This window comes from Citrobacter sp. Ce104, from assembly GCF_030334595.1.
Classification (GTDB): domain Bacteria; phylum Pseudomonadota; class Gammaproteobacteria; order Enterobacterales; family Enterobacteriaceae; genus Citrobacter; species Citrobacter europaeus.
On the sequence record NZ_JAOWDP010000007.1, the window covers coordinates 1 to 295 of the forward strand.

Below are 295 nucleotides of genomic sequence, written 5' to 3' on the forward strand. Positions count from 1 at the left end.
TCCGTTGCCACCAGAATATACTGCCCCCGGTCACGCGCCGCGTACTCCCACTGCGCTTCCGTTGGCAGGGAAAACGCCAACCCCGTCTCCTTTTTCAGCCAGCGGCAGTAGCTGTCGGCCTCGCGCCATGACACCACCGCCGGACTGTTTTTAAAATGAGTCATATCCGCTAGCATTTTATTCCGCCATTCTTTATCAAACTGCTGGGCAGGTAATCCCGCCATTTTCAGATAAAAAGCGTAATCCTCATGGGTCACCTTGAAACGACCGATGGAATAGCTGGTCAGCGTCACCT

Annotated in this window: 1 protein-coding gene; it reads right to left on the reverse strand. The window is 53.9% G+C overall.

What is annotated here, in order from left to right:
* The coding region (locus OGW16_RS00580; protein WP_286517539.1) for a formylglycine-generating enzyme family protein at nucleotides 1-295 on the reverse strand (295 nt) is incomplete at both ends.